The 4,289-nt window shown below is 44.3% G+C and carries 1 protein-coding gene; it reads left to right on the forward strand.

The window, feature by feature from the left end; genetic code table 11:
• Positions 1-4,120 (forward strand): S8 family serine peptidase (locus CHI06_RS20575; protein WP_095250463.1); only part of this gene is annotated, 4,120 nt, incomplete at its 5' end.
• Between the last annotated feature and the right edge of the window lie 169 nt (positions 4,121-4,289).

Below are 4,289 nucleotides of genomic sequence, written 5' to 3' on the forward strand. Positions count from 1 at the left end.
AAAAAAAGTTGCAACCGAAACAGCTAAAAAAGCTAAAGGTCAAAAACAAACGGCTGCTAAAACGGAATTGATGAAACGCTCTGCTGTCGTTTCTACCCTTCGCGCTAAAGCTAATGAGACTCAATACTCGATCCAAACCTATCTGGATCAAGAAAAGAAGAAGGGAAATGTCAAAGAGTTTCAATCCTTCTATATCGTCAATAGCATGGCGGTAACAGGAACTAAAGAAGTGATGGAGAAGCTTGCTACCTTCCCTGAAGTCGAAAAAATCCTGCCCAATGATACGATACAGCTGAACTCAATTGAAGGCAGTGAAACATCCATCCAACCAACAGCTGATATCCAACCAGACACCACTTCAGTCGAATGGAATATTGCACGAATCGACGCACCACAAGTCTGGAATATGGGCATTAATGGTACGGGAACTGTAATCGCTAGTATCGATACAGGAGTCCATTGGGATCATCCTGCTTTAAAAGAAAAGTATCGTGGTTACAACCCAGCCAATCCAGATCAACCTGACCATACCTTCAACTGGTTTGATGCTGTTGGTGGGAAGTCGACACCATATGATGACAGTACACAAGGTACCCGCGTCACAGGAATCATGGTAGGTTCTGAACCTAATGGTTCAAATCAAATTGGGGTTGCACCAGGTGCAAAATGGATCTCAGTGAAAGCCTTTACCGGTATGGGTTCAACCGGAACCCAAGTCGATCTACTAAAAGCTGGAGAATGGATTCTAGCTCCAAAAGATGCCCAAGGAAACCCACATCCAGAAAAAGCACCTGACGTAGTGAACAACTCTTGGGGAAAATTCATAGCAGGAAAAGATGAATGGTTCCGTCCAATGGTGCAAAACTGGCGTGCAGCTGAGATTTTCCCCGTGTTCGTTGCTGGACATGGTACTAGTCTTTCAATTGAACGCATCTGGAACCCAGCCAATTATCCAGAATCGTTCGCTGTTGGCATAACGGATATTAACAATGCTCGTCTTACTGTCTCCGCACGCGGTCCTTCGCCATATGGAGAAGTGAAGCCAGACATTACCGCACCAGGTTGGAACATCCGCTCTGCCACTCCGGGTAGCAGCTATGGCCCTATAAATGGATCTCAGTTCGGTGGACCGCACATTTCGGGAGTTGTTGCCCTGATGAAGCAGGCGAATCCATCTATTACTGTTGATGAAATTGAACAAATTTTAAAAGATACGGCAAAGCCATTAACTGATTCCACCTATCCAACTTCACCAAACATTGCTTTTGGTTACGGTCTAGTAAACGCCTATAACGCTGTCTCCTCCATTGTCAGCGGACTAGGTCGAGTTCATGGACAAGTGAGTCGTGAAGGTCAAGATAATGAGAATCCAACTTATCAGCATACCGCTCCAACTGAATTATATGCGAATATGACACTACCGCTTACGGTTCAAGTACAAGACAATGTCAGTCTAAGAAGTGTAGAGCTACAATACCGTGTAAGCGAAACTGCTGAATGGAAAACAGTAGCGGCAACTCGTACCGCAGGTGACTATAAAAGCGGAACGTACCAAATCGTGATTCCGGCTGATGACGTACAGGCCCCAACTCTTACCTATCATTGGCGAATCACGGACTATGGGCAAAACGTTGTCACTTCTGACAATTACGCAATATCAGTCAAATCTGGAATCAGCACAGGTTACTATCAAGATTTTGAATCTCAACCAGTTGCTTGGATCTCCTACGGTACTAAAAACACTTGGGAGTGGGGAGTGCCTTCCTTTAACTTTGGACCAGAAAAGGCCGCCTCTGGTGAAAAAGTGTACGGAACCAATTTAGATGGTAACTATGACAACTTAGCCAATATGAGCTTGATGATGCCTCCAATCGTCCTGCCTGAAGGGAACGCCTATCTGCAGTTTAAAGATTGGTATCAAATTGAAACTGACTATGATTATGGTCACGTGCTTGTGTCGACAGACAAACAAAACTGGCAACAGCTGTCCCGCTTCACTAGTAACTCTCAAACATGGACGGAACGCCAAATCGATTTATCCGCCTATGCTGGTCAACAAATCTATATCGCCTTTAACATCACCACAGACCAGATTGGCCAACGAGCAGGTTGGTATATCGATGATGTCGCCTTAAGTAATACACCACTTACCACAGCCAATGTAGAACTAGAAAATGTACAACAACAAAAACTGTTAGGTAGCCAACTGGAAACGGAGCCACAAACCAATAAAATAGCCGTCAACCCGGATACCATCCAACCAACCAAAATACAAAACGTGATGGCACCTACCGCGACAATCACGCCGACAGCAGTCCAACCGATGTCCCTGCCACTTGAAGCTACAGTGAGCGTGCTCGAATCAGGACGTTCTGTTGCCACAAACCCAAGTGATGGTAGCTATGATATGATTCATCCCGCTGGTGAGTTCACCTTACGTGCTGAAACATATGGATATAACTCTGAAGATCAACAAGTAAATATTCCTGCCGATGGTCCATTAGAAGTGAACTTTACCTTAAAACCGACCCCGAAAGGAACGGTTAGCGGAACGGTCACAAACAAGCAAACAGGTCAGCCAATAGCTAACGCAACACTCTCTCTGATCGAAGATGCTGTCATTCAACCTGTAAAAACAGATGAAAACGGACATTATTCCATCACTACCTATGAAGGAACCTATACCATGCATGTATCTGCGCCTTTCTATTACGGCCAAGATACCACAATCACCATCCCTGTAAATGGAAATAGTGAGCAAAATGTTCCGTTACAACCATTTGTCGGCTATTCTGATGATATCGGCTATGATGATGGGACAGAGGAAAACGCTCAAGCTTGGAGTAGTAAAGGAAGCAACTCTTGGGCTGTTAAAATGTCTCTACAAGAAGGGAAAACTAGCGCCTACGTCACCGCTGGTCTCTTCCGCTTCTGGGATACAAGATGGCCGGAACCAGGTGGAACAGCCTTTAAGGTTGCCATCTATGATGCCAGTGGACCGAATGGTGCACCTGGTAGAAAATTGGCGGGTCCATTGGATGCGACTGCTTTGCGTAATGGAGAATGGACGATTGTCGATCTAGCAAACGAAGATATCTTAGTAAACGGCGACTTCTATATAGTCTATATCCAAGTAGGACTCGCACCGAATACACCAGGACTTGCTGTAGATACTAGCAATCCTTTTAGCAATCCAGGCGTTGGTCGCAGCTGGCAAATGCTTTCAGGAACATGGCTTCCATTAAAGAATACGGACGGAAATCTTATGGTTCGAGCACGGGTAAGCTATGAAGCGATGACTCCAGTAATCACAACGCCTAGAGACGCAGCCTACACCAATCAATCTACTATTATAGTAGAAGGGAAAGCTTCACCAACTAACCAAGTTCATCTTTTCAATAAAGGCGAAGAAGTGGCTACCACAACAGCTAGTGGTGATGGTACCTTCTCTGCAGATGTTATCCTTCAAGATGGTGAAAACGTGCTGACAGCTACCTCTTCTACGAATGTAGGTAGTACAGATGCGTCCGAGCCAGTGAAGATCATCCTTGACCAAGCAAAACCAGAACTAACCATCACCAAACCTAATGAAGGCTTCAAGACGAATCAGAAAGCGGTTACGATCGAAGGGAAAGCGACCGATCCATATCTTGCAGAGGTCACTATCAATGGTCAAAATGCGACTGTCACAGAAGATGGCTCCTACTCCCTACGGTTATTACTCAATAATGGAGAAAATATATTTACTGTCACTGCAAAGGACCGTGCTGGAAACGAAACTAGTAAGGAAGTAACTGTTTACACCAAGTTTAATCCACCAGCGATCGAAAACTTAAAACCAGCTCAAAATGTGGAGTTAAAAACGGGTAATAAGTTAACCGTCCAACTAGATAGTGAGCCAGGAATTAAAGGCTTCTTCTTGGTCCGTTTCGCAACATTAGCTGCCACTTCTGTTGAAATACCATTAACAGAGCAAGGAGCAGGTCACTATGTGGGTACCTGGACGGCTCCAAAAGGCAAGATCAACGGTGCTGAGATCGAAGTGGTAATGAGAGATGAATATGGAAACGAATCTCGTCAAACAGCCTCTGGTAAAGTGTATGTCAACGTAAAACCCTAACTAAATCATAGATTGATAGATGAATGAAAACAATAGAATCATCTTTCACTTACCCTTTAGGTGAAAGATGATTCTAAAATGAAGTCTTAATGTAAGCAAATTTCAGGGGGAATCAAATTGATAAAAAGAAACAGACATGCCCGCGTCACATTTAGTTTTATTTTATGTG

It is taken from the genome of Bacillus sp. 7884-1, assembly GCF_002272245.1.
Classification (GTDB): domain Bacteria; phylum Bacillota; class Bacilli; order Bacillales; family Cytobacillaceae; genus Neobacillus.